Raw genomic sequence first — 21448 nt, forward strand, 5'->3', positions numbered from 1 at the left:
TCCGGAGGCACTTGGTTTTTATGCAGCGCCTACGGTCTGCTTCTGGGTGCCCAAACCTTCGATGCCCAGTTCCATGACATCGCCGACATTGAGGTAGATCGGGTCCGGCTTCTGGCCAAGGCCGACGCCCGGCGGGGTGCCGGTCGAGATCACGTCGCCCGGATGCAGCGACATGAACTGCGAGAGGTAATGGACCAGGAAGGCAGGCTTGAAGACCATGGTCGACGTCGAGCCATTCTGGAAGCGCTTGCCGTTGACGTCCAGCCACATGTGCAGGTTATTGACATCGCCGGCCTCGTCCTTGGTCACCAGCCAGGGCCCGATCGGGCCGAAGGTGTCGCAGCCCTTGCCCTTGTCCCAGGTGCCGCCGCGCTCGATCTGGAAGTTGCGTTCCGAAACGTCATTGATGGTGCAGTAACCGGCCACATAGTCCAGCGCTTCGGCTTCGGACACATAGGACGCCTTCTTGCCGATAACGAGGCCCAGTTCGACCTCCCAGTCGAGCTTGGTCGAGCCGCGCGGCTTCAGCACCTCGTCATTGGGGCCGACGATGGCTGAGGTCGCCTTCATGAACAGGACAGGCTCGTCCGGCACCGGCAGGTTGCTCTCGGCGGCGTGGTCGGCATAGTTGAGGCCGATGCAGATGAACTTGCCGACGCGACCGACGCAGGGGCCATAGCGCGAACCGGCCGGGGCGAGGGGAAGCGTTGACGGATCGATGGCGGCGATCTTCACCAGGCCCTCGGCGGAGAGCACGTCGCCGGCGATATCATCGACCACGCCTGAGAGGTCGCGGATCTGGCCTTCGGCATCGAGGATACCGGGTTTTTCAGAGCCCGACGGGCCGAAGCGGAGCAGTTTCATTGGGGAGGAATCCTTCAAGTATATTAAAGCAAGATACCCCACCACCACTCGCTTCGCTCATGGTCCCCCTCCCCAGTAAACTGGGGAGGTACAAAGGTGCGGCTTGCGCTGTCGAGTTTATGGTCCCAGGGGCTTGCCCCTAGTTTAACCAGCCGCCATCGATAATGTGTGCCTGGCCGGTCGTAAAGCTGGATTCGTCGGAAGCGAGATAAACGGCGAAGGCGGCCAGTTCTTCTGGTGTGCCGAGGCGGCCGGTGGGCTGGCGTGACAGGAACATGGCGCGGCCCTTTTCATAGTCGCCGGTGTCGCGCATCCGCTGCTGAAGCGAGGGCGTGTCAATGGTGCCGGGGCAGAGGGCGTTGCAGCGGATACCCTGCGCCACAAAATCGGCGGCGACCGATTTGGTGAGGCCCACCACGGCGGCCTTGGAGGCGCCATAGGCCAGACGATTGGCCACGCCCTTGAAGGCGGCGACGCTTGCCATATTGATGATCGAGCCGCATTTGCGTTCCAGCATCTTGGGCAGGAAAGCCTGGATGGTGTGGAACATGGCGGTCACATTGATCGAGAAGCTGAAGTTCCACGCGGCTTCGTCGGTGGTCAGCACCGTGCCGGCATGAACATAGCCGGCGCAGTTATAGAGCACGTCGACCTGCGGGAATTCGGCGGCCAGGGTCTTGATGGCGGCCGGATCGGTGGCATCGAGCTGGCGGCAGATCGCCCCTTCCAGACCCTCCAGAAATTCAAGCTTTACGTCGGTGGCGATAACGGTGGCACCCTCGGCGATAAAGGCTTCCGCGGCGGCCCGGCCCATGCCCTGGCCGGCGGCGGTTATAAAGGCAGTCTTGCCGGTAAGGCGTCCCATAAATGGCTCCATTACATAATATGTATGATGAATTATTTTAGAAAAGACCTGTCTCTAAGTCAACCCCCAAACCCGCAAGTGATATTTAATCTCCTGCGGCGCCAAAGCTTACGGGTGAAGGGACGCGTCCCTTCAAAAAAGACCCGCCGCTTCCGGAGAAGGGCGGGTTAAGGGGCCTCTGTCACCGGACCTGTAAAACGGGTGAATACAGGTCCGGACAATTACGCAACAGACAGCAGGTCGGGGGAGAAAGCTTAGTAACGGAAGCGGATGCCAGCGGAGATACGCTTGCCGGTGGTGCGGTATTCCTTGGTCCGATCGGGCGTCACCGAGTAGATGAACTCGTTCTCGTCCGTCAGGTTCAGGCCGTCGAGATAGACGGTGAAGTGGTCGTTGATGTCGTAGGAGACGCCGGCATCGAGCTGGCCATAGGCGTCGAAATATTCCGGCTCGCCGTTGCGACCTGAAGCGACCTGCAGGAATTTGTCGCGCCAGGTGTAGGCGAGGCGGGCCTGGAAGCCATACTTTTCATAGAAGCCCACCAGGGTGTAGCTGTCCTTGGAGAGCCCTTCGAGGCCGTAGGAGACATTGGCCACGGCATTGACGTAGTTGGCGTCGCTTTCGGCATAGGTGTAGCTGACCTGGGCGCCCAGACCGTCAAACGGCGAGGGCAGGTCGGAGAACACCTGGCGGTACCCCAGTTCGAAGCCCTTGACCACGGCGCCATTGCCATTGGTCGGCACGGTGACCTGGAAGGTGACCTGATCCACCTTCTGCGGGGTGGTGGTCAGGGTCACGAACGAGTCGATGTTCTTGTAAAAGGCGTTGAACGACAGCAGGGAGGTGCGATCGAAATACCATTCCAGGCCGCCTTCGATCTGCGAGGCGCGGAAGGGTTGCAGGTCCGGATTGCCGCGCTTGATCGTCTCATTGCCGGGGTTGGTCTGGATCGACTGCTTCGGCGACAGGTCCGACAGGGTCGGCCGGGTCAGGACGCGCGAGGCGGAGAAGCGGGCGATCAGTTCGTCGGTCAGGTTCAGCTTGGCGTTCAGCGACGGCAGGATATCGGTGTAGTGACCATCGAAGCTGACCGGCACAACGTCCGATACGGTGATGATGTTCTGGCCGGCGCCGTTCGGCACAGCGGAAAGAACCGTGCGCGAGGCGCCGGACGAGGTGTAGTTGGTATCCTCGACGCGGACCCCGGCATTGATCGACAGCGGCATACCGCCGATTTCGGTGCGGATATCGCTCATCAGGTAGCCGATGGTAACCTTTTCATCCACGACCGACGAGCCGGAGGGGTCGAAGACGCCGGGGGCGAACGCCTTGCCGTCCGCGTCGGCGAACTGCTTGACCTGATTGATCAGGGCGATCGGATCATAGGCCACCCAGTCGCGGATGATATTGCCGCTGTGGCTGGAGAAGAAGTTCATATTGGTGTTCGAGAACAGCGATTCCGGCAGGACGCGATCGGAACCGCAATAGGCGCATTGCTGACCGAAAGGCATGGAATTGGTGGTGATCGTCTTGGTGCGCTGTTCGCTGGCCAGGCCGGCATAGAGGGTGACTGCGCCTTCGGGCGCCCACTTGGCGTCGAGCTTGAACTCGTTGGTCTTGTCATCGATATCCGAACCGCCACCCCAGATATAATAGTGGGCGGTGATGCCCTGCGGGTTGGTCGAGGCGTTATCGTAGTTCGGCGACGAGAAGCCATAATCATAGATCGGGCTGCCGCTGCGGCGGTCGAACCACAGGTCCATGTTCTTGCGGCGGATAGTGGTGAAGTCGCTGTCTTCCTTGCCGCGGCGCTGGGCTTTCGAGGTCGAGGCGTCGAAGCTGAGGGTCAGGGTGTCGGTGGCCTTCCAGGCGGCGTTGAAGCCGACCATGGTGGTGGTCACGTCGCGCGTATCATGCTGCAAAATCTGGTCGACCGTGCCGCCGGTATAGCGCTGGTAGACCGCTTCATTGCCCTGCACAACCTGCTCGACCAGCGTGCCGCCGGAGAAGTCATAGGCCAGGCCGGTCTGATCCTCGGTGATATCCGCCTTGGAATAGAGGGTATCGAGGGTCAGGGTCAGGTTTTCGGCCGGCTTCCACTGTAACGAACCGTTGAGGCCGGTCATCTTCTTCTTACGGACGAAGAAGAAGGGCGACAGGTTCGACGGCATGGAAATGTGCGTGAAGGGTGCCACATCCGGACCGATGCGGGCACCGGCGACGCCGCCGGCATTGTAGTAGCTGTCGGTCGAGGAGCGGTAGACGTGGCCGGCGCCGATGGTGAACTCATCATCGCGGACTTCCTGGTCCATATAGGAGGCGGAGAGGGCGACGCCGAAGGTGCGGGCGTCGTTGCGCCAGCTCATGACGCCGGAGGCTTCCGGGTTCTGCGTATCGGCCAGTTCGGCCCACTGGCTGCCGATCGAGCCGGCGGCGGTGAAGCTTTTGGATTGATCGAGCGGACGCAGGGTGCGGACATCGACCGTGGCGCCGATCGAGGCGCCGTTGATATTGGCCTGGGGCGACTTGTAGACATCGGCGCCGGCGATCAGTTCGGAGGGCAGGACGTCGAAGGAAAATTCGCGGCCGTTATTGTCGGTGGCCAGCGTTCGACCGTTGACGGTGACGGCGTTGAACTTCGGACCGAAGCCGCGCACCGAAACATAGCGGCCTTCGCCACGGTTGCGCTCGATGGTCACGCCGGGAATACGTTGCAGCGATTCGGCGACGTTCTGGTCGGGCAGCTTGCCGAGATCCTCGGCGGCGATCGAATCGACCGTATTGATGGCGGCTTTCTTGATATCAATGGCGGCCTTCATGGAGCGGCGGATACCGCGAACAATGACGACCTGGGATTCATCTGGCGAGGCGGCGGCCGGCGCGTCGGTTTGCGGGGCGGCATCCTGAGCAAAGGCCGGCGCGACGATCACGGCGGCGGACAGGGCTGTGGCGGCCAATAATACGAGTTTCCTGGACATGATTTCCTTCCTTGGTCGCCCCCTTATGCGAGGGCTGATGTCCTGACACTATTTCATGGTAATATGTGTGTCAAATGATCATCATATGTCCGACAATATGGCGTTTTGGGAAATTTAACCCAGGAAGAGTGGAAATAAGACAATGCAGGGCAGGCCCTGCCGGAGGCAAGGGCGGACTCACCCTTTGAAAGATGTCCTGAGTGCGTTTTCAACTCTCTGTATTCAATTGCTTTTTATGTTACGATTTTAAAAGGCCGCAGGTCGGGATCATGATTTCAAATACGAAAATCGGCTGTCCGATGCGGCTTTTATATATTTTAGCGCATTTGCCTCATGTCGGCGACTAAAAAAGAGGTGTATGTCGATGACGCCAAAACCCTCTGCAAGGGCGTGTTTTTAAGGGGAATTATCATTTCTATGAATTCCCGCCAGGATTTATCCTCGAAATGTAAATGACAGAAAATTTGTGACCAAATGATCACATCTGTGATTTTAACATATATAAATACATCATTTTTTGATTGAATTTGATTTATTATCAAATATATTGTCTGAGTTATGTTGTCGGTTTAATAAAAAAGCCGCCTCTGCGAAATGGCAGAAGCGGCTGAAATGGTCAAAGGAGACAAGAGCAGGTTATTTCACCGAGCGGATCGGCAGGACAAAGAACGAGCCGGCGAAGACGAAGACCAGGGCGGCGATGAACAGCATCCGGTAGTCGGTATTAAAATATTTCAGTAGTTGCGCGGCCATGACTGGCGAGATGATCTGGGGGATATTGACCGCGGTGGTCAGCAGGCCGAGGTCCTTTCCCGCTTCGCCGGTGTCCTTCGGCAGCACCTGGGTCATCAGCGCCATGTCGATCGACATGAAGGCGCCATAGCCAATACCGATCAGGGCGGCATAACCATACATGCCTTCGAGGTTCGGCATGAACAGAGGCACCACCAGGGCCGCGCCCATAATGAGGCTGGCGGCGAAGACGAAAGGCTTGCGGCGTTTGATCCAGTCCGACAGCACACCCGACAGGAAGGACGAGGTCATGACGCAGACAAAGGTGATGGCCGAGACCGTGCCGATGACGATATTGGCGCGATCGGTGCCGAGGCCGATATAGTCCTGCAGGATATAGAGCAGGTAGGTGACGATGGCCTGGTAGCCCATATAGATGGTGAAGCGGCCGGCAAAGGCCCACCAGAAATCCGGATAGGCTTTCGGATCGATCCAGAACCCTTTCAGGAAATCGCCGGCCCGGAATTTGGCCAGCGGTTCGCCCTTGGATGATGTGTCGTGGTTGAGGATCACGAAGGCGATGCAGCAGAGAGCTATGGCGCCGGCAAAAACGGCATAGGCCAACGGCATGTTGTTGGCCAGGCGACCGGCGACGATCATCCCCACCGTGCCCCCGGCGGTCATGCCGGCGCCGACAAAGCCGGAGGCTGTGCCGCGGGCATGTTCAGGGAAGCGGTCGGCGACCACGGTGGTCAGGGCCGGCTGCATCGAATTGAGTGCGATGGCCGCGATGACCCACATGGCGGTGATGCTCCAGAAGGTCGGCATATAGGCGACGCTGGCAAGCGTTATGGCACCGATCACCGAACCGGCGACGATCCACGGCGTACGGCGCCCCCATTTCGAGCGGGTACGATCAGAGAAGGCGCCGGCGATCGGTGTCGTCAATGTTGAAAAGATTGAGGTGACGAAGAACATCAGGCCGAGATTTTCCACCTTGTGCGCCGGGTCGAGCGTGGCGATCTGGTTGGGCAGCAGCACGGCCAGCACGCCGCAATAGAGCGCCAGCAACGTGAAGAAGCACACGAACAGAGAGCACAGCAGCAACCAGCGGCGGCCGCCTTCGACATGAGGGATGCCGGACAAGGCGACGGCGGGCGCTTCTGTCAGGGTGGGTTGCTGGTCCATTATTTCCTCTTTTATACTTGATAGACGGTCCGGGCCGTACCTGACCAGACCTCTGTTTGCTGATCCTCCGGCAAGTGACTCACGGCCGAGGCCACGACCGCCTGCCAGCGCGAATACCCCCCGGCGAGATTGACCACCGGCCAGTCGCCGCCGAACAGGCAGCGTGAGGGGCCAAACAGGTTCAGGGCATGGTCGAGCCAGGGGCGGAGTTGTTCGGGGGGGCAGTGGTCCCAGTCGGCTTCGGTCGGCAGCCCGGAGAGTTTGCAAAAGACATTAGGCATCTCTGACAGGGTCTTGATTTCATTCGCCCAATCGTCACCGGAAATGTCCGCGCCATGTGTCCTTATATCCGGCTTACCGAGATGATCGAGAACGATGCGCGCCTCCGGTACGGCCTCGAGCAGGCGCGCCAATGCCTGACGTAGTTCCGGTAACTGTCTGGCGCGGATGCACATATCCAGGCTGAAACCGGCGCGGGCGGTGGCAATCATCCCCGCGATATAGCCTTCGGACGTCATAAAGCCATCGGGCTCATTCTGGGCATTGCGGCGGATGCCGACGACCTTCTGTTTGGCTTTCAGGGCCTGGATATGCGGTGTATCGCCAAGCTCAAGCGGCGCATAGGCGACAATGCCGAGGATGGGAAAGCTAAGGCTATTCACCCAGTCCACCTCTTCCAGGGCCTCTTCGCAATCGGCCTGGACGAAGATCGCGCCTTCCAAATCCGCCACGCCTGCAAACTCTTCCGGCCCCATGCGACCGCTGATCGCCGGCACATATTGCAGCCAGTCATAGGTCAGGTGTTCCGGGTTCCAGAAATGCAGGTGGGAATCGATCATTGATTATTTCCCGGCCTTACCGCCATTGCCGGGCAGAACATCCCAGCCCTGGTTCAGTACCGGCGCCAGAATGGCCTCGACCCGCGCCAGCAAATCCGGGTCGATCGGTTCGGAAAGCGCCGCCATATTGTCGCGCATATTGGCGGGGCTGGAGGAACCGATCACGGTTGTCGCCATACCGTTTTTTACCGCACCCTGCAGGGCGAATTGCAGGGCCAGTTTCGAGATGTCGCTGCCGGCTTCCGTGCATATCTGCGCGGCCTCGGCGGCGGCGGCATGAACGCTGGGATGGCCAGGATGCCAGTCAGGCGGCCCGCGCCGGGTCAGCAGACCCATGCCGAGTGGCGAGGCATTGAAAACGCTGATGCCATGACCTTGCAGGCGTCTGGCTACCGGCGCCAGACGCTGATCCTGGAGCGTATAGGTGCAGTAGGCCATGACCGTATCGACACGCTGCTCGACCGCGACCTTTTCCAGCAGGGCGAGATCATAGCCGGTGATGCCGACAAAATTGATGACGCCCTGGCGCTTGAGGTCGTGCAGGGTGGGGAGGGCTTCATCGATCAATTGTTGATAATCGCCCATCTCGATGTCGTGGCATTGCAGGATATCGATATGGCCACATTTGAGGCGGCCAAGGCTGGCATCAAGACTGCGCAGCGTGGCCTCGCGCGAAAAATCCCAGTCCTTGTCCCCATAGCGGCCGATCTTGGTGGCCAGCGCGTAAGCCTCACGCTGTACACCCTGTAAGGCATGACCAAGCGCGGTCTCCGCCCTGGTCAGGCCGTAATAGGGGGCGACATCGATGAAATTGACGCCCAATTCCAGCGCCGTGCGCACGGTCTCATTGGCGTTTTGCTGCGAAACCTCGGAATAGACACTGCCCAGCGATGCCGCGCCAAGGGCGAGAGCGGATATGGCCGGGTCTTTGATTCCGAGTGAAGTCGTTTGCATCCCTGCTTTACTTTCTTAGACGCCACTTCTGGGTGGCTTTAGCTGAAGAAAAGGGAATCCACAGATTGCACAGATTAACACAGATTAAGCGGCGCTTCGCGCCCGATACGTGGAAGTCTGCCCTGAACCTCGACGCTCAAAGCCCTGAAAAATCTGTGTTAATCTGTGCAATCTGTGGATTCTCTCTAATTTTCCGGCACCAGCCTCAGACCCGCACGGCTTGGCCGCACATGCGGGCCGCCGGTGACATTCCACTGCCCGGACTGGCGCTTGGCGGCAATCGCCGCCTCGTCGATCTCGATACCGAGGCCAGGCGCATTGCCCAAAACAACACCGCCGTCGGCAATCTCCTGGTCGATTGTCAGGCCGTAGGGCACCTTCCAGTCCTGCACCTCTACCGTCAGCAGATTGGGAACAGCCGCCGCGGCATGGGCCACCGGATTGCCGTTATAACCTACCGGCGAGACCGGCAGGTTATGGGCATGAGCGGCCACGGCAACACGGTTGAAATGCGTGATGCCCCACACCATGCCGGCCTGGACGACATCCACTGCACCGGCCGTGAAAAGCGGCAGATATTGATCAAGCCCCGTGAGGTTCTCGCCAGTCGCCACCGCGCACTTTGAAGCACGGGTAATGACGGCGTGACCCTCGGCATCCCAGCGGCGAACCGGTTCCTCGATCCAGGTCAGGTCAAGATGGTGTTCGATCTCGGCGATATGACGTACGGCCTGCTTACGCGACCAGGATTCATTGACATCCAACATAATAGCCGGGCGCGGGCTGTTACGCTTCAGGACTTCACGGACCCCCAACATCCGGCGGATATCGCGCTCGATGTCGCGGCCGCCCTTGATCTTGGCGGAGGTGTAGCCGCGATCAGCCCATTCGCCATAAAGGGCGTAAAGCGCATCGTCTTCCAGACCCATGCACAGGCCGGAGGCATAGCCCGGCACGAAGCGGTCGCGTGCGCCCAGCGTCCGCCACAGCGGTTCATTGGCCATCTTGGCCTTCAAGTCCCACAGCGCCATATCGACTGCACCGATGGCGCCATAGGTGGCACCGGCGTGGCCGCTCTTGAACACATGAGCGAGCATCCGGTCATAAAGCGTTGTAACGGCTCGCGGATCTTCACCTTCCACGGCCGGGAAAACACGTGCGATATCGCCATGGGCACCGAGCCCGACACCGGTCAGCCCACTGTCGGTTTCCAGCAGCAGGATCGGCACATCGGTAATGCCGGACCGCACCAGTCCGTTGACATCACCAATCGGCCGGCCCCAGTCATGGACCGTGGTGAGGCTGCGATAGCCGGTAATCTTCATCTGTGGTCTTTCTCGTCAACGCCGCCACAGACGGTAAATCCCGCGATGTGGAGTTATAATATGTATGATGAAAATTAGCATTGGCGGTTAAGCTTGGCAAGGGCTGAATTGGGCGGCTCTTGGGTTTGTAATAATAAGCCTTTGAATTGCCTTGCAATAAGACTTGCAAGGCTTTGAAAAATATATGACATATGCTGAATGCGCGTGGTGAAGGCATCGGGCGAAATCCCTGCGAATTTGCGCGATCCGTGTTACGCTGACCAAGAATCGACTTTTGAGGTAAGACGCTTGAATACCACTGCTGCCTTTTCCGCCCGTAATGCCCGCCGCCGTCCGCGCCTGGCCGTCGCTGTCGTTGAAGACCTGGTGACCGCCATCGTGACCGAGGTCTATCCGGCCGGTTCGGCCCTGCCGCCGGAAAACGTGCTGTGCGACATGTTCGAGGTCAGCCGCACCGTCATCCGCGAGGCGACCACGGCCATGACCGAAAAGGGGCTGGTGGTGTCGCAGCAGGGACGCGGCACGATTGTGCAGGATTCCTCGCACTGGAGCCTGCTCGATCCGATGGTGCTGAGCGCGCTTTTCCAGCGTGACGACGGCCTGTCCTATCTTGATAATCTGGTCGAGATCCGCGTCACGCTCGAATCGTCCATGGCGTCCAAGGCGGCGCAGAAGGCGACGAATGAGGATATAGCCGAGCTCACCGCCCAGATGGAAAAGCTGGAAAGCCTGATCCAGACCCCGGCGGCCTATGTTCATGAGGATGTGAAATTCCATGATATCATCATGCGGATTTCGGGCGATAAGCTCAGTGAAGCCATCATCAACAGTATTCAGGGCAAGGCTCTGAAAAACCTAAACTATTCAGGTAAACTAAATGTTGAGCACATCCGCGAAACCCATGCCGCTCACACCGAGGTCTATCAGGCAATCCTGAAGCATGACGGCGAGGCGGCGGCCAGGGCCATGCGTGACCATATCGAAGGGTCGTGGAAAAAGCGCCGGCCAACTAGTCTTAGGTAAATTCCCATCCTTGGGCATTTAGTACGCAGTCTGCGCTTGCAGGTACTTTAGTACCTGCGGCGCTTGCCGGCTACTATCTGCCTTAAGGCTGGAAATTTCCCGCGTCGGTTCAGGAAGACGTAAAAACGTCCGAACTATTCCTCCGAACAACCTGACTAGCGCCAAATCCTTCAATCCGCCCGCCTTTGACATCATCCAGCATGATCGCTGGACGGGCGTCGGGTGTCTCAACGTCGAAGGTGCAGTCCCTGATATTCAGGCCCCGCACATTCCGCCCATAGAAACCATAGGCGGGCAAGGTGCCCATGAAGCTCACCTCCAGGCTGGCCTCGCGCTTTTCCTTCGGCGTCCGCGCCGCGTCTTCCGCCGTGCCGCCGCCCGAACTGACGACATGCACGTTCGAGAAACTCACATCCATGACCGGAGCATCGGGAATGCCCTGAACGCCGCACGGATAGCGGCCATCGGCGTCGGACACCTGGATATTATCGAAACGCACCCGCCGGCAGGCCCCGACCGTCGTGCCTTCCGGCGCCCGCAAACGCGCCGCCTGCCTGACGAACAGCGGATGATTGACCGGATTGCGTAAGATTATGTTCGAGACGACAACATCCTCCAGCACGCCGCCATCGACCACGCCAACCAGAATGCCACGCGTGTTTTCACAAACGCAATCGCTGATCAGGATATTACGGAAGCCGCCATTGCTCTCTGTGCCGAGCTTGATGCGGCCGAGCACGCCCATATCATCGACCGAGCGATAATCCGACAGGCGATAGCTGCCATAAAGCACCGAGCCAGTTTCAAAACCTGAAGTCTGGCAATTAGTTATGCTGATATTCTCACAGACAACCTTACGGCCCAGTGCATAACTGGACTTGACAACGATGCCGTCATCATGCGGGGCATTGACCTGGCAATGGCTCACCCGCACATCGCGGCAACAGTCGATATCGATGCCGTCGCGGTTGGTATCGATGCTAATATTATCGATCGTGGCATTGGTGCAGCCGAGCAGATGACAGGCAAAATGCCCGCCTTGCAGGATGGTCACGTCACGCACCAGCACATTGCGGCAGTTCTTAAGGCCGATGGCACGGATGCCCTGGCCCTGCATGGCGATTTCCTTCGGGTCGGCATTGCGCGGTGCAATCCAGCCGGTGACGCCATGCCAGCGCGCGCCGGGATCTTCACGCCGCAAGCCCTTGCCGAAAATCATCCCGCGTCCGATGATCGAGACATGATCGGCGCCATCGGCATAGATCAGGCTGCAATGGAACTGGGTGATGCCGAAATCCTGGAACTGCTCCGGTATATCGGCCTCGGCGAAATCATAGCCGCCTTTGTGGACCGCCGGATCGGCAGCCTCCAGCACGCAGCCTTCGGCAAGCAAAAGTGTAATATTATCAAACAGACGCAGTGAAAAGCTGAGATAATGCCCGGCGGGCAAAAGCACCGTGCCGCCACCGGCCTGGCGGGCGGCGGCAATGGCCCTGTTGATCGCCGGGCTGTCGAGCGTGACGCCATCGCCGCGCGCGCCGAACTCGCGGACGTCAAAGAGTCCATGTGCCGCGAGAGCAGGCAGGGCAAACAGTGCCGCCGCGCCGGTGAGCAATGAGCGACGGATCATTCCTTGCGCGTCTTTTCGGCGACCGGCGAACCATCCGGTTTCGGCAGCCCGGCTGGACGCGCCAGCGGTTTCACGGCGCCGAATTCCACCGGTCCGGCCTCCGGCATGATGCCGGCATTGGCCATGACCTGTTTCGCCTCAACGGGCCACTGACCGTCAGTGATCAGGTGGTCATCGAGGATCAGGTCTTCCTGATAAGCCGTCCAGATGCCGCCGGTCTTGCTGGTGTTGTGCCAGTTGCCGCGTGCGGTGTTATTGACCGAGGTGCGCAGGGGCAGGGCGGAACGCGCCGTATTGATATTCAGCCAGACCCCGGCGTCTTCCACCACATTATTGCGCGCCAGGATGCCGCGCGAACCTTCATCGAAATAGAGGGCGATGCGGTCGCCGATATCGAAGACGTGATTTTCGGCGAAGACACAGTCCGGGCAGGCGCCGAGATTGTAGATCGCCCCGCCGTCATTGAACAACTGCTTGACCTTGTAGACGCGGTTGAAGCCGACAAAAACATCCCTGTGCGTGGTCGGGGTCTCGTATACCGGCTGGCCGCCGCCGCCCTGGGCCACGGCGTCATAACCGCGCTGGCGGGTGCGGTAGTTGGGATTGCCACCGGCATCGACATAGCCCCAGCCATAGCCGACGTCGATCGCGTCATAAGGCGCGCCGGAAATATCGTTGTGGGTGATCACCGTATTCCACACATAGGTGGAAAGAATGGCCGAATTGTCCTTGTAGTCCTGGCTGACGTTCTGGATCAGGTTGTTGTCGATCACCAGTTGACGGTTGGTCAGGTTGCCGCTCGATGGGTGATGCGCGTCCGGAAGCACGCCACCGGAGGAAATGGCCCCGCCGGCTAGGTCGGTAAACACATTACGCGAGACGACGATATCGGCCGTCGCCAGGCCCTGGCCGGTGAGGTTGGCATTGGCATCATTGCCGATGCCGAGCGCGTACTGGCCGAGATGGGCGAAGACATTGCCTTCAAGCACAATATGCTGGGCGGCGGCGAATTGGACGGCCGCCGGCGTCTGGTGCCATTTGTCGCGCACGGTCTCGAATTCCGGGCAGCCCGTCTTGCAGACCTCCAGCACATTCTTCGGATAGGCCGCAGCCCGGCCGGTCAGGAAGGAGCCGCTCTGCTGGCTGGCGAAGCCTTCCGGTGAGGACGGCCCCATCCATGAGCTGTAGGAGAATTGCAGGCCGGAAAATTTCAGGTCGGTGACCGGCGCCTCGGGCGTGCCGGCGGCGCTGACCAGCACCTCCAGCCGCGGCAGGATGACCTTCGCCTGCTTCATGTCCATACCATCGGCCGGCTTGTAATAGAGCTTGCCGGCGGTGGGGTCGAGATACCACTGATTGGCTTTCGTCAGGAAGGCCAGGCTGTTTTGCAGATAGAGATGCGACCATTCCGGATGGAACGGATAGGGTATGCTGTCATAGCCCCAAATATTGTTGGCCCAGGCCGGCTGCTGCATGGTGAGCGTGTTGCCGCTGATGCGTTCCACCGGAGAGAAACGCGAGGTGAAGAAGCCCTGGCTTTCGATTTCGATACGGTGCTGATCGGGCAAGCCGGCCAGCCACGCGAAGGTTTTGTCCTTCAGCACCATGCCGGTTTCGGTGAAGGTGACGGCCTCGCGCGGCAGTTCGATCTGGGCCCGTTCGGCCAGGGTGTCGTTAACCCAGAGCTGGCGGCTGTCGGCCCCCTTCGGCACATCGGCGACATAGATATGCTTTTTGGCATCATGGACGCGCCAGCCGGTGACGGGCACGCCGCCGGACAGGACCGGATGGGCCTGCGCCGCCTGCCAGGTGACGGTAAAGCCCTTCTGGCCGCCATCGGCCTGGGTGAAGACGAGCGGCGCCGTCAGCGGATAGGTGCCTTCAGCCAGAATGACGGCCACATCGCTGGTGGTGTTGAGCTGACGCACGGCAGTCTGGGCGCGCGGCAGGGTTCTGAACGGATGCGCCGCCGAGCCATCGCCTGCGTCATCGCCTTTGGGGGAAACGTGGACTTCGCTGCGCGGATGTTCCCAGCGTGTCTGGGCATGGGCCGGCAAGGCGGTGAGGGCGAGTATCGCAATAAGGGTTAGGCGACGGTCTATTGGCATTATCCACTCCCACGGGACTGTGTTTTTTGTTTTATGCACCACTTTTCAAACATAATACATCATATGTCAAGGGTGCGTTTGTCTTCACAAAAGCTTACCTGATCCTGATTTTTTGCCCCGACGCCCCGAATGGAAAGCCTCATCACGCCGGCGATAAAGAGGGGACATCAAGCCACCAGGCTTTTCACAGCCTTATCATCTGAGGTATTGAATATGTTCAAATTCCCCACCTTCAAAGCCGGCGGTTTTGCCCTCGCCCTGGCCCTGACCACCACGGCTCTGGTGCCGGCCGTTATCCCGCAGGCCGCCGAGGCCGCCACCAAGGCCGATATCAACGCCGATTCTCAGGCCGCGCTGAACTCGCTCTATGCCGGCAACCCGACGGCCAAGCTGATCGGCTCGAAAGCCAAGGCCATTCTGATCTTCCCCAGCATCGTCAAGGCCGGACTGGTTTTCGGCGGCGCCTATGGCGAAGGCGAACTGCTGATGAATGGCGGTGTGGCGGATTACTACAATTCCTTCTCCGGTTCGTGGGGACTTCAAGCCGGGGCGCAATCCTACGGCTATGCCGTCTTCCTGATGACCGACAGCGCCGTAAAATATCTCAAGGACAGTTCGGGCCTGGAAATCGGCGTCGGCCCGACCGTGGTGGTGGTCGATGAGGGTGTGGCGCGCAACCTCTCGACCTCGACCCTGAAGGACGACGCCTATGCCTTCATCTTCGATCAAAAGGGCCTGATGGCCGGTGTCTCCATCGAAGGCACCAAGATATCCAGGATCAAGCAATAGCTTAAACAGACTTGATCCTGTTCATGAGCCCTCCGGTGTCCCCCGATCGGAGGGCTTTTTTTACAAAATATCCGCTTACTCCACCCAGTCCTTTCGGATGGTCTTAGACGCGAAGAACAACAAAACCGCCGCCACCAGATAGAAGCCCAGGCCAATCACGAAGGCCCATTTGATCGAGTCCGCGCCATATTCCGGTTTGAGCAGGTCCGACACCTTGCCGAAGAAATAGGGGCCCGCGCTCAGGCCAATCAGATTGGTGATGAGCAGGAACAAAGCCGCCATCTGGGCGCGCGCCGAGGCCGGCCCCAGATGCTGTATGGCGTTTACCAGCGGGCCGAACCACATCAGAGCCAGCGCCTGCGGAATCAGGATCAGCAAAAAGGCCTCATGCGGCGTCTTCGCCATGACGCACAGGGCATAGAGCGGCACCGACAACACAAAGGCAAAAGCCGGGATCAGCGGATAGGCGCCTTTGCGGTCCGGGCCGAGTTTGTCGCCTAATATCCCGCCCCCCAGAATGCCGACAATGCCGCTGATCAGGAAAGCGCCGGCGAACAGTTCCGACCGGCTGACAATATCCATGTGCAGGGTACGCGCCAGAAAGGTGGGGAACCAGTACAGGAAACCGTAGCCGACCAGAGAGGCGAAGGACGCGCCAAACGCCATTAGCCAGAAGCTCGGCTTGCCGAAGGCAAGGCCGGCGACCTGGCCGAACGACAGGGGCGCGGCGGGGGCTTTATCAAACTGCCCGCGCACCGGATCCCTGACCAGAAGGCGAAACAGGGGCGCCATCAGCACGCCCAGTCCGCCGATGACCAGAAACGCCCAGCGCCAGTTGACCGCCGCCGCCATCAGACCGCCGAAGAGAATACCGGCCGCGCTGCCGATAGGAATGGCGAGCGAATAGACCGACAGGGCGCGGGCGCGCTGCTTGGGTGGATAAAGATCAGCGATCAGGCTGTAGGCCGGGGGCGCGCCGCCGGCCTCGCCAATGCCGACCCCCATGCGCGCCAGAAACATTTGCGGGAAAGTCATGGCCAGTCCGCACACCGCCGTAAAGCCGGACCAGATGGCCAGGGACGCCGTCATGATCCAGACGCGGGAATACCGGTCCGCCAGCCAGGCCACCGGAATGGCGAGGATGCTGTAAAGCATGCCGAACGCCAGGCCGCCCATCCAGCCGAGTTGCGCGTCATTGAGGTGCAGTTCGGTCGCGATCGGTTCCTTGAGGATGCTCAATATCTGCCGGTCGAGGAAGTTCAGCGCGTAGACAATGATCAGCAAAAACAGCGTGAACGATCGGCCTTTCGCAGGCATGGTTTCCGATGACATGGTCCGTCTCCCCATCTTTGCCGCCTTCATAGGCGCTGCCGCCGATTTCGACAAAGGAAAACGGGAAGGTTCATTGAGTTGTCGCATAAGCGGGCGTAAGAAAAGGGCGCATTTCACCGCAAAGGAGAGTTTCGCATGATCCGTACCGCACAGGCCCACTGGGCCGGCAATGGCCAGCAGGGCGAAGGCAGCCTGACCACGCAGAGCAAGGTGCTCAACAACCAGCCCTACAGCTTCAAGCTCCGCTTTGAAAATGCCGACGGCCAGGCCGGCACCAATCCGGAAGAACTGATCGCCGCGGCCCATTCCGGTTGTTTCTCCATGGCTCTGGCCTTTGCCCTGGGTGCTTCGGGCTTCACGGCCGACAGCATCGATACGGAAGCCACGGTAAAGCTCGATCCGGTCGAAGGCGGCTTTGCCATCACCGGCATCACGCTGAAACTGACGGCGAAAATCCCCGGCATCTCGAAAGATCAGTTCGATGCCATCGCCGCCGGTGCGAAGGCCAATTGCCCGGTCTCCAAGGCGCTGTCATCGGTGCAGATCACGCTTGAGGCGACGTTGCTTTAAGAGTCTTGAACCACGAATGGACACGAATTTACACGAATAAGATTCAGGGCCGCATTATTTGCATGTGATGATGCAGGCTGCCATCCTTACCCCTCCGCCTCGACGCGCTTCGACCTGCGGTCGGCGCTTGCTCGGCACCTCCCCTCCAAGAGGGGAGGATAAGAGATGGCCGCCCATTGGTCATCAGTCACTCGTTCTTATTCGTGTAAATTCGTGTCCATTCGTGGTTCATTTTTCCTGATCCACTTCACAGTCCGCAGACTTCAGAAGCCCGGTATAGAGTCGGAAATCCGACTTCTTGCCGAGCTTTTTCAATCTGGAAACCGTGCCGACGTCGTGCAGATCGGTAAAGCATCGGGCAAGATCGGGCGTATGGCTGGCATTGACCACGATCAGAGCGCGGTCTGTCATAGCCGGTTGCGGCCAGTCGTAACGGTCGCGTTCCGACATGGGATAAACCCCGCCGTACCATTGAAACTGCCCGTGGTAACTGAGTTCACTCTGGGTATTGTAATCGGTGGTGGCGATCCACTTTGCGTCTGTCTCAGCTTGTTTAGAAGCGATATCGAAAGTGAGTTTTTTCCAGCCGAGCCCCAGAGCTGCCGTACCGCTTTGCTGTGGCAGGACATTGCCAAGGGCCATGACGATAAGTGCCAGCGCGCTCAAGCCAATGCCCAACGGTGCGGCCCACTTCCGCGCCCAGCCAAACTTGCCGCCATCTGCTGCCACAGCCGCGAGCAGGACGAGACCAGGAAAGATCGGCGCCGGCCAATTGCCCTGGATGCGGTCATGGAAGACATGGACCAGCATATAGGCCAGCAAGGGCAGGGGCAGGGCGACCAGCAGGGCCAGAGACGAACTGTCGCGGTTTTTCCACCACGCCCTCACGCCCAAAACCACAAAGACGAAGATCAGCGGATTGAGCAGCAGGGGTTGCGAAATCAGGAATTCCAGCAGGTATTGCGTCGTCAGGTGCGCGCCTTCGATGCGGCCGAACTGCTTGGCGAAGGTGATCCAGTGGTGCTGCGCGTTCCACATCAGGTTGGGTGCCATGGCTACCAAGGCGACCACGCCGCCGAGCCACGGCCACGGCGTCAGCAGCCATTTCCGCGCCGGCTTGTCGAGCAGGAACCACGCCAGCACACCTAGGCCAAGAAAGAAATTGGTATATTTGGCCTCGACACCCAGTCCGGCGAAAAGACCGAATACCAGCCACCAATGGCCTTTGCCGGTGGCCTGCAATTTCGCCAGTGCCCATAGCCCGCCGGCCCACATCAGCACCGACGGCGGATCAGGCGTGGCGACAACGGAGCCGATGCTCAAAAGCAGGCAGGCATTGAGCCACAACAACGCACGGCGGGCGACGGTCTCATTGAAAAGGGTCTTGCCGGTGTCATGGATCAGCCAACTCAGAACCGCGAAGCTCAGCACAAACGGCAGGCGCACCAGCAGGGCGGCATCGGACAGTCCGGTAAAGGTGCCGATACACCAGGCCACCATCGGCGGATGATCATAATAGCCAAAGGCCGGATGCTGCGCCCACAGCCAGTAATAGGTCTCGTCCGGCACCAGCCCGGCGCTTCCGGCCGTGATCAGCCGCAGGATCATCAGCGCGGCAAGCAGAGGCAGGTAGGGAAGGCGGCGGAGGCGGTCAATCAGGCTCATGCGCCTTATTGGCCGGTTTCGCCCAATCAGACAAGCTTCATAACCGCCGAGCCGCCCAGGGCCGGATCGGTCATAGAGGGTTGGCCAGTTTCGATATGGCCGGCGAAGCGATGGCTGAAGCCGTCTCCGCTGACACTGATGTCGTACCACTGGCTCGTCAGATCGACCGGCAGGGTTTGGGGTTGTCCGGCCGACAAGGTGATCGTTCGTTCCGGCTGGCCATAGGCTTCGTCGCGGAGAACCACCTGACCTTCGCCGGTCAATGTCAGGCTGTTGCCGTGCCATTGCGCAGGCACCGCTACGCCCGTCTTGCCGGCAAAGCGGCGGTGGAAGCCATTCGGGGCGTAGAGCCACAGGTCGTAAGTCTCGCCCGCCGGAATCAGGGCGGTTAGTTGCCCGCCGGCCTTGACCGTATAGCGGCGCGGTGGCGAGGCCGGCGACAGGCGGTCATAGATATGGAAGACCACGGCGGTCTCAGGGCTTTGATTGGCCAGATCGAGGACGACGAAACCGGGTTTCGTGGCCGCATTGGCCTCAAAGGCGTATGGCAGGGCGCGCGTCGGCCGCTGGCCCTTTTCCTGGACCGGCGGGGTGATCTGTGCCGGCGGTTTGGGTGTGGGCTGGCCACTCAGCTTGCGGGCGCGTTCCGCCGTGGCGGCGGTCGCCGGCAAGGTCTGGAAGAAGGCGTCGGCATTCGGATTGGCAAAGTCGAAACAGGTCGTCAAATCGCCGCAGACGGCGCGGCGCCACGGGCTGATATTGGGCTCATGCACGCCGAAGCGCGTTTCCAGGAAACGGATGACCGAGGTGTGGTCAAAGACCTGCGAATTGACGAAACCGCCCTTGCTCCACGGCGATATGACATACATCGGGACACGCGGCCCCAGGCCATAGGGCCGGTCCTTCCAGTCCTTGTCATTGTGGTATTCGCCGCTGGTGTCGATCTGGCTCTCGCCATAGGCGACGCCGTCGTGCTTGGCGGGCACGGAGGGCGGCGGCACATGGTCGAAATAGCCGTCATTCTCGTCGAAATTGATCAGGAAAACCGTCCTGGCCCACACGGCGGGGTTCGCGGTCAGGGCATCGAGCACCTGGGCGGTATAGTCCGCGCCCTGCGCTGGCGAGGACGGTCCGGGATGCTCGGACCCGGCCGCCGTGGCGACGATCCACGACACCTGCGGCAGTTTATCGGCCAGCACATCCTCTTTCAGCTTGTCGAGCGCGCGGGTGCGCAAAGATCGCGCCGCCAGGTCCGCCAGCGGGGCGGATTTCGACGTATCGGCCATGCGGTAGAGCTTGAAACCGGCCAGGGGATTGTCGGTGAAGTTGTCGTCCATATCCTGATAGATCTGCCAGCTTATGCCGGCCGAGGTCAGGCGCTCCGGATAGGTGACCCATTCATAGCCGCCGTGGCCCTGCGGATCGGATTTCAGGTTATCATAGCCGTTGTCGATCGCCGGGCCGTGATGCGTGCCGGAAGGATCATTGGTGCCGGTCCAGATGAACAGACGGTTCGGATTGGTGCCGGCATGGATGGCGCAGTGATAGGCGTCGCAGAGCGTGAAGGCTTCGGCCAGGGCGAACTGGAAAGGGATATCCTCGCGCGTGAAATAGCCCAGGCTGTGATTACGCTTGGCGCCGGGCCAGTTATCCAGCCGTCCTAAGTCCCAGGCATCCTGCGCATTGACGAAATTATGCGGCGTACCTTCCGCGCGCATATATTTGAAATCCTGCACCGTATCGAAGCGGAACGGCGCTATCAGGTGCTTTCTGTCATGTTCATTGGGCTGAGACCATACGGTGCCGTTGACGGTCGGGATCGGGAAGCGGTCGGAGAAGCCGCGCACACCGGAGAGCGTGCCAAAATAGTGGTCGAAGGCGCGGTTTTCCTGGGTCAGGATGACGACATGCTGCACATCCATGATCGTACCGGTGCGATTATCGGCGGGGATATCGAGCGCGCGGGCGATCGAAGCCGGCAGGCCGCCAAGCGCTGAAGCCAGAACGCTGGACAGAAGGAAACGGCGGCGATCGATGGTCATGGCATTACCCCTGAAGACTTTTCTTTCGGGGCATATCAGCCAGTCATGACGGTTTTATCAAGGCCGCGCCTTAATTGAGAGTTGTCAACACCTTGGCAATGCGGCGGGCGCGGGTTTCGGCCGCTTTGGCCTCCGTGACGGAACGGACATGTTCCTTGCGGTAGGTGAAGGCCAGTGTGTCGAAGGCATCACGTTTGCCGGCCGCGTCCAGGGCGGCGGCCAGGTCGTCCGGCACTTCGACCGTGCGGACTTCTGTATCCAGCGCCAGGTGTATCTCGACCTCATCACCCGCACTGACACCCGCAGGCTTGCGATTTTCCATGCTGAGCGGCAACAGATAGCGGCCCCCCATGACGGCAATGGTCGAGCGATAGGTATAGCCATTGATCGTTACCCTCACTGGCGGCCGCTTGCCTTTGCCCAGCGCTTCAACGATTTCTGGAGGTACGACGATGCCCGCTGTATCACGGGCTTCAGGCCGGTCGACGACGGTGCGGAATTTCAGAGTTGTCGTGGTATTTTCTGTGTTTTCCACTGCGGCTTC

The 21448-nt window shown here is 59.9% G+C and carries 16 protein-coding genes; 3 read left to right on the forward strand and 13 right to left on the reverse strand.

Going from position 1 to position 21448, the window contains the following annotated elements:
• Positions 1–18: 18 nt before the first annotated feature.
• From BLO49_RS10075 to BLO49_RS10105, 7 genes are all read right to left on the reverse strand, one after another.
• A complete protein-coding gene (locus BLO49_RS10075; protein ID WP_090647852.1) occupies positions 19–864 on the reverse strand; it encodes a fumarylacetoacetate hydrolase family protein in 846 nt (281 codons plus the stop codon).
• Between the two features lie 139 nt (positions 865–1003).
• The gene (locus BLO49_RS10080; protein ID WP_090647855.1) at positions 1004–1729 is read right to left on the reverse strand and encodes an SDR family oxidoreductase; all 726 of its coding nucleotides are present in this window, start codon (positions 1727–1729) and stop codon (positions 1004–1006) included.
• A gap of 254 nt (positions 1730–1983) precedes the next feature.
• Positions 1984–4707, reverse strand: a complete 2724-nt coding sequence (locus BLO49_RS10085; RefSeq protein ID WP_090647858.1) for a TonB-dependent receptor — start codon at positions 4705–4707, stop codon at positions 1984–1986.
• Positions 4708–5343: 636 nt separating this feature from the next.
• Positions 5344–6627, reverse strand: a complete 1284-nt coding sequence (locus BLO49_RS10090) for an MFS transporter (RefSeq protein WP_090647860.1) — start codon at positions 6625–6627, stop codon at positions 5344–5346.
• An 11-nt stretch (positions 6628–6638) separates the two neighbouring features.
• Positions 6639–7466 carry an amidohydrolase family protein gene (locus BLO49_RS10095; RefSeq protein ID WP_090647863.1) on the reverse strand — a complete coding sequence of 276 codons (828 nt, stop codon included), beginning with the start codon at positions 7464–7466 and terminating at the stop codon, positions 6639–6641.
• A 3-nt stretch (positions 7467–7469) separates the two neighbouring features.
• Entirely contained in the window at positions 7470–8420 is a 951-nt protein-coding gene (locus BLO49_RS10100; RefSeq protein WP_090647865.1) for an aldo/keto reductase, read from the reverse strand.
• Between the two features lie 185 nt (positions 8421–8605).
• Positions 8606–9745 carry a mandelate racemase/muconate lactonizing enzyme family protein gene (locus BLO49_RS10105; RefSeq protein WP_090647868.1) on the reverse strand — a complete coding sequence of 380 codons (1140 nt, stop codon included), beginning with the start codon at positions 9743–9745 and terminating at the stop codon, positions 8606–8608.
• Positions 9746–10033: 288 nt separating this feature from the next.
• On the opposite strand from BLO49_RS10105, the gene BLO49_RS10110 reads away from it, so the two are divergent.
• Positions 10034–10768 (forward strand): FadR/GntR family transcriptional regulator, encoded by a 735-nt coding sequence (locus BLO49_RS10110; protein ID WP_090647871.1) that lies wholly within the window; start codon positions 10034–10036, stop codon positions 10766–10768.
• A gap of 109 nt (positions 10769–10877) precedes the next feature.
• On the opposite strand, the gene BLO49_RS10115 is transcribed toward BLO49_RS10110, so the two are convergent.
• On the reverse strand, positions 10878–12398 hold the full coding sequence (locus BLO49_RS10115; protein WP_090647873.1) for a rhamnogalacturonidase: 1521 nt from the start codon (positions 12396–12398) through the stop codon (positions 10878–10880).
• On the reverse strand, positions 12395–14506 hold the full coding sequence (locus BLO49_RS10120) for a right-handed parallel beta-helix repeat-containing protein (RefSeq protein ID WP_181444858.1): 2112 nt from the start codon (positions 14504–14506) through the stop codon (positions 12395–12397). The genes BLO49_RS10115 and BLO49_RS10120 overlap by 4 nt, the downstream gene beginning before the upstream one ends.
• 213 nt (positions 14507–14719) lie before the next feature.
• Between BLO49_RS10120 and BLO49_RS10125 the strand changes: the two genes are divergently transcribed.
• Positions 14720–15295 carry a lipid-binding SYLF domain-containing protein gene (locus BLO49_RS10125; protein WP_090647876.1) on the forward strand — a complete coding sequence of 192 codons (576 nt, stop codon included), beginning with the start codon at positions 14720–14722 and terminating at the stop codon, positions 15293–15295.
• Positions 15296–15370: 75 nt separating this feature from the next.
• Here the strand turns inward: BLO49_RS10125 and BLO49_RS10130 are convergent, their stop codons facing one another.
• On the reverse strand, positions 15371–16627 hold the full coding sequence (locus BLO49_RS10130; protein ID WP_090647878.1) for a spinster family MFS transporter: 1257 nt from the start codon (positions 16625–16627) through the stop codon (positions 15371–15373).
• A gap of 135 nt (positions 16628–16762) precedes the next feature.
• Here BLO49_RS10130 and BLO49_RS10135 point away from each other — a divergent pair, with 135 nt between their 5' ends.
• Entirely contained in the window at positions 16763–17197 is a 435-nt protein-coding gene (locus BLO49_RS10135; protein WP_090647881.1) for an OsmC family protein, read from the forward strand.
• Positions 17198–17425: 228 nt separating this feature from the next.
• Here BLO49_RS10135 and BLO49_RS10140 read toward each other — a convergent pair whose 3' ends face one another.
• From BLO49_RS10140 to BLO49_RS10150, 3 genes are all read right to left on the reverse strand, one after another.
• Positions 17426–18862: an ArnT family glycosyltransferase gene (locus BLO49_RS10140; protein ID WP_090647883.1), complete on the reverse strand. Its 1437-nt coding sequence runs from the start codon at positions 18860–18862 to the stop codon at positions 17426–17428.
• Between the two features lie 26 nt (positions 18863–18888).
• On the reverse strand, positions 18889–20904 hold the full coding sequence (locus tag BLO49_RS10145; RefSeq protein ID WP_090647885.1) for a phosphocholine-specific phospholipase C: 2016 nt from the start codon (positions 20902–20904) through the stop codon (positions 18889–18891).
• A 70-nt stretch (positions 20905–20974) separates the two neighbouring features.
• Positions 20975–21439, reverse strand: a complete 465-nt coding sequence (locus BLO49_RS10150; RefSeq protein ID WP_245678974.1) for a YdeI/OmpD-associated family protein — start codon at positions 21437–21439, stop codon at positions 20975–20977.
• Positions 21440–21448: the final 9 nt, after the last annotated feature.

Origin of the sequence: Asticcacaulis taihuensis, from assembly GCF_900100255.1 — a bacterium.
Classification (GTDB): Bacteria; Pseudomonadota; Alphaproteobacteria; order Caulobacterales; family Caulobacteraceae; genus Asticcacaulis; species Asticcacaulis taihuensis.

Excerpts from the sequence above, each read along its gene's own strand:
- BLO49_RS10125 (WP_090647876.1), top strand. The coding sequence starts at position 14,720 with ATGTTCAAATTCCCCACCTTCAAAGCCGGCGGTTTTGCCCTCGCCCTG.
- BLO49_RS10075 (WP_090647852.1), bottom strand. The coding sequence starts at position 864 with ATGAAACTGCTCCGCTTCGGCCCGTCGGGCTCTGAAAAACCCGGTATC.
- BLO49_RS10090 (WP_090647860.1), bottom strand. The coding sequence starts at position 6,627 with ATGGACCAGCAACCCACCCTGACAGAAGCGCCCGCCGTCGCCTTGTCC.
- BLO49_RS10130 (WP_090647878.1), bottom strand. The coding sequence starts at position 16,627 with ATGTCATCGGAAACCATGCCTGCGAAAGGCCGATCGTTCACGCTGTTT.
- BLO49_RS10095 (WP_090647863.1), bottom strand. The coding sequence starts at position 7,466 with ATGATCGATTCCCACCTGCATTTCTGGAACCCGGAACACCTGACCTAT.
- BLO49_RS10100 (WP_090647865.1), bottom strand. The coding sequence starts at position 8,420 with ATGCAAACGACTTCACTCGGAATCAAAGACCCGGCCATATCCGCTCTC.
- BLO49_RS10120 (WP_181444858.1), bottom strand. The coding sequence starts at position 14,506 with ATGCCAATAGACCGTCGCCTAACCCTTATTGCGATACTCGCCCTCACC.
- BLO49_RS10145 (WP_090647885.1), bottom strand. The coding sequence starts at position 20,904 with ATGACCATCGATCGCCGCCGTTTCCTTCTGTCCAGCGTTCTGGCTTCA.
- BLO49_RS10115 (WP_090647873.1), bottom strand. The coding sequence starts at position 12,398 with ATGATCCGTCGCTCATTGCTCACCGGCGCGGCGGCACTGTTTGCCCTG.
- BLO49_RS10140 (WP_090647883.1), bottom strand. The coding sequence starts at position 18,862 with ATGAGCCTGATTGACCGCCTCCGCCGCCTTCCCTACCTGCCTCTGCTT.
- BLO49_RS10085 (WP_090647858.1), bottom strand. The coding sequence starts at position 4,707 with ATGTCCAGGAAACTCGTATTATTGGCCGCCACAGCCCTGTCCGCCGCC.
- BLO49_RS10135 (WP_090647881.1), top strand. The coding sequence starts at position 16,763 with ATGATCCGTACCGCACAGGCCCACTGGGCCGGCAATGGCCAGCAGGGC.
- BLO49_RS10080 (WP_090647855.1), bottom strand. The coding sequence starts at position 1,729 with ATGGGACGCCTTACCGGCAAGACTGCCTTTATAACCGCCGCCGGCCAG.
- BLO49_RS10105 (WP_090647868.1), bottom strand. The coding sequence starts at position 9,745 with ATGAAGATTACCGGCTATCGCAGCCTCACCACGGTCCATGACTGGGGC.